The 6986-nt window shown below is 34.1% G+C and carries 6 protein-coding genes; 3 read left to right on the forward strand and 3 right to left on the reverse strand.

What is annotated here, in order from left to right; translation table 11 throughout:
- Nucleotides 1–189: 189 nt before the first annotated feature.
- The 3 genes from ACW2QF_RS16120 (at nt 190) to ACW2QF_RS16130 (ending at nt 4311) form a co-directional block, all read left to right on the forward strand.
- Nucleotides 190–552, forward strand: coding sequence for a hypothetical protein (locus ACW2QF_RS16120; RefSeq protein WP_455717034.1), 363 nt, complete (start codon nt 190–192; stop codon nt 550–552).
- Nucleotides 553–717: 165 nt separating this feature from the next.
- Nucleotides 718–2187, forward strand: coding sequence for a glutamate--tRNA ligase (gene gltX / locus ACW2QF_RS16125; RefSeq protein ID WP_455717035.1), 1470 nt, complete (start codon nt 718–720; stop codon nt 2185–2187).
- Nucleotides 2188–2298: 111 nt separating this feature from the next.
- Nucleotides 2299–4311, forward strand: coding sequence for an ATP-dependent helicase (locus ACW2QF_RS16130; protein WP_455717036.1), 2013 nt, complete (start codon nt 2299–2301; stop codon nt 4309–4311).
- 143 nt (nt 4312–4454) lie between these two features.
- Here ACW2QF_RS16130 and ACW2QF_RS16135 read toward each other — a convergent pair whose 3' ends face one another.
- From ACW2QF_RS16135 to ACW2QF_RS16145, 3 genes are all read right to left on the reverse strand, one after another.
- Nucleotides 4455–5225 carry an OmpA family protein gene (locus ACW2QF_RS16135; RefSeq protein ID WP_455717037.1) on the reverse strand — a complete coding sequence of 257 codons (771 nt, stop codon included), beginning with the start codon at nt 5223–5225 and terminating at the stop codon, nt 4455–4457.
- Nucleotides 5222–6043: a motility protein A gene (locus tag ACW2QF_RS16140; protein ID WP_455717038.1), complete on the reverse strand. Its 822-nt coding sequence runs from the start codon at nt 6041–6043 to the stop codon at nt 5222–5224. Before ACW2QF_RS16140 ends, ACW2QF_RS16135 begins: the two co-directional genes overlap by 4 nt.
- A 329-nt stretch (nt 6044–6372) precedes the next feature.
- The coding region (locus ACW2QF_RS16145) for a PdaC/SigV domain-containing protein (RefSeq protein ID WP_455717039.1) at nt 6373–6986 on the reverse strand (614 nt) is incomplete at its 5' end.

Here is a 6986-nt window from a genome sequence, read left to right on the forward strand (position 1 = left end):
TTCGTACGCCTCCTTACTTTAATAGGATTAATTATATTCCTCAACTATATTCTTTGCAAGTATATCCCTTGTATTCATCTACATTAATTAACTAGATCGAATCATAAGTTGTTTCACTTTTTTTCTTATTATGTTATAATTATGAGACGTTAGTACAATAATTCCGTCATAAAGATAAGGAGTTTAATTATGATTTGTAAGATTTGTGGTCGCCACATTGAGAATGAAAACGCTAATTTTTGCGAAAATTGTGGAGAATCATTAAGAGAAAATAAGGGATTCGAATATCGTGAACCTATCAATCCCACACCTGTTGTTCCTACAGGACCAAGTAACATGGAATCCAATGAGATTTCATTCAAATCTTTCCTGGGCGTAATGTTACTACAGATTATTCCTGGTTTTGGTTTTCTAATCTATATAGTCGTATTATTCACATGGGCATTTGGTAATAAACGTAGTCAAACACATAGAAACTTTGCTAAGGCTTCATTAATTATGGCATTACTATCATTATTCGCTAGTGTTTATCTTGCTACTTTAATACTATAACCCCTTTAATTTCTAATCAAACCCCATAAATACGGAAGACAGCCCTTGTAAATTATGACTACACTAGAGTATAATAAGTCTATTGCAAGAATGATTAAATACATGTAGCCGTAGCGTTAATAATAACAAAACAGTTACACAATATATTAAATTAGGAGTGAAACTATGAGTAAAGTAAGAACACGATTTGCACCAAGCCCAACAGGTAGAATGCATGTCGGTAATTTAAGAACTGCATTATATGCTTATTTAATTGCCAAACATGAAGATGGAGATTTTCTTCTTAGAATTGAAGATACAGATCAAGAACGTTATGTCGAGGGTGCTCTAGATATCATCTACAGAACACTTCAAAAGACAGGCCTTATTCATGATGAAGGACCAGATAAAGATGGCGGATGCGGACCATACGTTCAAAGTGAACGTCAAGCACAAGGTCTTTACCTTGAATATGCAAAACAATTAGTTGAGAAGGGCGAAGCTTACTATTGTTTCTGTACAAAAGAACGTCTTGAGAGCCTTAAGAGTTCTGTTTCAGAGGATGATAGCAAAGAGATCGTTCACTATGACAAACATTGTCTTAGTTTATCAAAAGAAGAAGTTGAAGCAAACCTAGCAGCTGGTATGCCTTATGTTATCCGTCAGAACAATCCAACAGAAGGTACCACATCATTCAACGATGTTATTTTCGGCGAAATTACAGTTGATAACTCTGAACTTGATGATATGATTTTAATCAAATCCGATGGATATCCAACATATAACTTCGCTAATGTTGTAGATGACCATTTAATGAACATCACTCATGTTGTTCGTGGTAATGAATATTTATCTTCTACACCAAAATACAACCGTCTGTATGATGCATTTGGTTGGGACATTCCAGTTTATATCCATTGTCCAATCATTACTAATGAAGAACATAAGAAATTAAGTAAACGTAGCGGTCATTCATCATTTGAAGATTTAATTGAACAAGGTTTCGTAACAGAAGCGATTGTAAACTATGTTGCTTTACTTGGTTGGAGTCCTTCTTCAAACGAAGAAATCTTCTCCTTAGAAGAACTTATTAAAGAATTTGATTATACACATATTAATAAATCACCAGCTGTTTTTGATATCAATAAATTAAAATGGATGAATGGTGAGTATATTAAGAATATGGACTTTGATGCGTATTATGATTTAGCACTTCCATATATCAAAGAAGTTATTAAGAAAGATCTTAATCTCAAATATATTGCAGAATTAGTAAAGACTAGAATTGAAACATTCCTTGATATTAAAGATCATATTGATTTCTTAGAAGATTTCCCTGATTATGATATCGCTATGTATACTCATAAGAAAATGAAAACTAATTCTGAGAATTCTAAAGAAGTACTTGAAGAAATTTTACCTGCTTTAGAAGCTCTTGATGATTATTCTGTATCTTCTCTTGAAGAAGTTATTATGAATTATATTAAAAATAAAGGTATTAAAAACGGACAAGGTTTATGGCCTATTAGAACTGCTGTTTCTGGTAAACAATCTACTCCAGGTGGAGCATATGAAATTATGTATATCCTTGGTAAAGAAGAGTCTTTAAGACGTATTCGTATTAGTATCGAGAAACTTACTGCTGCATTACAATAAATAAACTAGAATCTGTCACATGGTACGAATGGGAGTTATCTTCCATTCCACCTATGTGGCAGTTGTTTTACTTATTAGTTATTATTAATTCAGAAAGGACTTTAATTACGTATGAAGTTTAATACTTCTCAGTTAAAAGCTATACAACATAAAAACGGTCCTATGCTTGTACTTGCAGGACCTGGTTCTGGTAAAACAGCTGTTATAACTCATCGAACCAAATATCTGATTGAAGACCTCGGCATTAATCCTCTTAATATTCTTGTTATCACCTTCACGAAAGCTGCTGCTACAGAGATGAAACAGCGTTTCATGCATCTTATGAATCAAGAACATGTTCCTGTCTGCTTTGGTACCTTTCATTCCATCTTCTTTACTATACTAAAATATGCGTATAACTACTCTTCTGCTAATATTATCTCTGAGGAAGCCCGTCTTTCCTTTTTCCGTTCTGTTATTGCACATTTGAATATTGAAATAGATGATGAGAAAGAATTTATTACTAGTATCTCCAATGAAATCAGTCTTGTTAAAGGTGATATGCTCTCACTTGACCATTATTACTCTATTAACTGTTCAGAGGATATCTTTAAGAAAATCTACAACGCATATGAAAACAAATTGCGCAGTGAGAACTTAATTGATTTTGACGATATGCTGGTATTCTGTTACGAACTCTTAAAAGAGCGTTCCGATATTCTTTCTCTATGGCAAAAGAAGTTTCAGTACATCTTAATTGATGAATTTCAAGATATTAACCGTGTTCAATACGAAATCGTCAAACTTCTTAGTTTACCTGAAAACAACCTGTTCATTGTAGGTGATGATGACCAGTCGATTTACCGTTTTCGCGGTGCAAAGCCTGAAATCATGCTAAACTTTCAGAAAGACTATCCAGATGCTAAGAGAGTACTTTTGAATGTAAATTACCGTTCTTCCCAGAATATAGTAAAATATGCTGGGCGTGTTATTAAGAACAATAAAAGTAGATTTGAAAAAGAAATTGAAGCGAACCGAAGCTCGGGGCCAGAACCTATGATAAAAACCTTCAAAGATCTTTCAGAAGAGAATACTGAGGTAATAACTGCAATGCGCCATTATCGCGACCAAGGAATACCCTATAATGAGATGTCGGTCTTGTTTCGTACAAGCACTGGACCTCGTGCACTTGTTAATAAATTAATGGAATTTAACATCCCATTTCGTATGAAAGATGCTTTACCAAATATATATGACCACTGGATTGCTAAGAATCTGATTGCATATGTAAAAATTGCTCTAGGAAGCCTGGATCGTAATCTATTCTTACAGATAGCAAACAGGCCAAAGCGTTACTTATCCAGAGATATTTTCGATTGTCCTACTGTTGACTTAGAAGATTTGAAGGGTAGATTCAGTGACAAAGAATGGATGCTAGATAGAATTCTTAAGTTAGAATATGACCTAAATATGATAAAAAAAATGAGCCCACACGCTGCAATCCATTACATTCGCAAGGGAATTGGTTATGAGGAATATCTTCAGGAATATGCTACCTTCCGGAGAATTAAAGTGGAGGAGCTTTTTGATGTTCTTGATGAACTACAAGAAGCAGCAAAACCATTCGCAACATATGATGAATGGTTTGAACACATTACTTCCTACTCAATAGAGCTACAAGAGCAGCTTAGAGATCGTAAACAAATCAATGATAATAGTGTTTCCTTATCTACTATGCATAGTTCTAAAGGGCTCGAATATACCGTAGTATTTATAGTCGATGCCAACGAAGGAATCACTCCTCATGGCAAAGCTCTCTCTGATGCTGATATAGAAGAAGAACGTCGTATGTTCTATGTAGCCATGACTCGTGCAAAACAATATCTCCACATCTTCTCTGTAAAAGAACGCTATAACAAAGAACTCTCTGTTTCCCGTTTTGTTGGTGAATTATTAGTTGATTGCACTGATTTAAAGGAACAAGCGCGTATTGAACATAAGACATATGGTAAAGGTACGATTATAAAGAACACAGATGGTAAATTAATTATTTACTTTGATAAACTTCACAAAGAACGTGTGTTAGATCTTAATTTTTGTATTGGGAATCATTTGATTAAGGTGATCGAGGATAACGAATTATAACGTTATTAGTCTTTAACAAAAAACAATCTCAAACAGTTGATTGCATTTTGGTTATAATATATATTCGCCATTAAGATACAACTTTTTGAGATTGTTTTATATTCCATTTTATATTTCATTTCTATCATTTTTAACTTTCATTTCTAATTATCCACTGCTTCAATGAAAAAGTCAACACGTCGATTCTTGGCCCTTCCGGCCTCCGTCTTGTTGTTAGCTATCGGATAGAACTCACTGTATCCGACTGCTGATAATTTCTTCGGATCAAGCTCTGATTCTTCCAAAAGCCATCTCAGAACATTAACAGCCCTGGTTGTAGATAACTCCCAGTTACTATCGAACTGACTCGTTTTTATCGGGCGATTGTCAGTGTGCCCCTCTATTCTTATCATTTTAGTGGATCCATCATACTTAACAAGTATCTCTGAAATTATGCTAAGTAATGATTCTGAACTAGCATTGATTTCTGCTTGGCCAGAGTCAAAGAATACTGAAGCTGCCACTCGTAGCAGAATCTGTTTATTGCCTATCTTAGATACACTCAGTTGCTCTGAAAGCCCAGCCTCTTTGATATAAGATTTCATGTGCTCGTATAGACTATTAAAGCTTTCCTCTTCAGACATCTCACTATCTTCTTCACTCAATATGCTATCTTCACCATTCAGCACACTATCTTCACCATTCATTACACCATCTGAACCAGCTAAAACAGATTCAGTAGAGATATCAATTATATTACTGCTTGCAGACTTTGTCTTAGATGCTTCAATTGCCTGACTCATCATGGCAAATGCGAACAGAATAACAAATATTGCAAGTAAATCCGTCATCAAGTCACTATAACTATCCTGCCAACCAGTTTCCTCATCGTCCCCATCGTCATGCTCCGAACTAAATTTACTTCTGGGTTTCATAGTTGATTAGCTACCTCCTTTACTTTAAAAGGATTGTTTTCTTCGTCTTTCTCTGATACATCTAGTTCTATATTAGCAAATGCTAATAGTTCTTCTTTTATTAGATTTGGATTTTTCCCTTGCTGAATACCCACAAGGCCCTCAATTAGCAATTCTCTTCTTGATTCTTCATCCTTACTCATTAATTTTAGTCTTTTAGCCATTGGTGAAAATATTACATATGCTATAAATGCTCCATAGAATGATGAGACCAACTCAAGAGCCATCATAGGCCCTAACGTAGTTGGATCATCTAAGCTATTTAGCATAGGGATAAGTCCTACGTATGTTCCAAGAAGACCTAATGCTGGAGCTGTAGCTGCTATCATACTTAACATTGCAGCTCCATTCTGATGTCTCTGTTTCATGAAGTATGTTGATCCCTCCAATAAATTTCTGAGTTGTTCTTCGTCAGCACCATCAACTATAAGCTGTACCCCTTTTTTTATGAACGGATCATCAGTATAATCGCCAACACAATCCTCAAGAGTAAGTAAGCCTGATTTTCTTGCTATCTCTGAAATCTTAACTAAAGCTATGATATCTTCTTTTATATCAAACTCATCCTTTTTTAAAGATCTTTTCATAACTGGTACAAGAGTTTTTAGCCTTTTGGGTGGAAAGGCTATAACAACGGCACCAACTGTACCACCTATAATTATAAATGCCGATGGTACATTCCAGAATGATTTAGCCTGTCCTGTTGCAATTATTCCACCTACAACAAATGATATACTAATAATTAACCCAACCAATGTTGATTTCCCGTATTTCGACAATAGTCAACCTCCTATCTTGCCATATCCTTATGTAATCTTGCTCCTTATTTATTTACTAAAATAGAAATAATTTACTGCAACTCAAGATATCATAGTATGTGCCATCAAATAATAATACCATTATTATACTATATTTCGACTTATAAAGATAAATAACTCTGTTAATCATGTAAATATTAGCGGAATATTTACATGATTGCGCTTTTTCTTTTTCTAAAAAGTTATTCGCATAAATTTACCTTTATATATTGAGTAATACACAACCAAAAGCCAAGAATATCATATCCAACTATCCATTGAATATAAGCTTCTTGGCTTTTACTCTACTGCTATTTATATTTACCCGTAACAGTGAATATGTCCCAGCTTGTACCATGCATTAACTCATAACTACCGTAGCAAATATACACTTTACCTTTACTAAAATAGAATTTATAATCTTTTTCTTTAGTATTCTTAATAGCGTCATAGGCGACTGTATCAGATCCGCAATACTCCTTCGCTGCCTCCAATATTTTTTTCTTTGCATCTCCCGATATCACATCATTAATACCTAACTTTTTACCTGTTTTCAAATTATAATTAAAACCATAGTTAGTTGTATTATTAACACCGCCTGAATACCACTTTTGATTCATAGATATACTGACAATGTTATTTTTATTATAGGTGATTTCACAAGTGGTTTGGTAAATATATCGTTCCTCTTTATCATAAAACCTATTATTGTCTATCGACGATTGTATAGATTCACTAATATTCTTTGGATTTTCTCCTTGGAAGAACTTCGTACATTCTTTTTTTAATTTGCTATTTATTTTCTTAATTGTCTTAGATGTTCCTTTAAACTGTGGATACTGGTACGATATAATTCCTCTTACTCTTCCATCGTCATCTGTATATTCTATCTTGCGCTCCTTCATCGTGTATCCTGCTTTTGTAT

The sequence above is a fragment of the Anaerosporobacter sp. genome (assembly GCF_965301125.1).

What these genes read in the sequence shown, in the direction of transcription:
- ACW2QF_RS16120 (WP_455717034.1), top strand. Translation starts at nt 190, where the DNA reads ATGATTTGTAAGATTTGTGGTCGCCACATTGAGAATGAAAACGCTAAT.
- gltX (WP_455717035.1), top strand. Translation starts at nt 718, where the DNA reads ATGAGTAAAGTAAGAACACGATTTGCACCAAGCCCAACAGGTAGAATG.
- ACW2QF_RS16130 (WP_455717036.1), top strand. Translation starts at nt 2,299, where the DNA reads ATGAAGTTTAATACTTCTCAGTTAAAAGCTATACAACATAAAAACGGT.
- ACW2QF_RS16135 (WP_455717037.1), bottom strand. Translation starts at nt 5,225, where the DNA reads ATGAAACCCAGAAGTAAATTTAGTTCGGAGCATGACGATGGGGACGAT.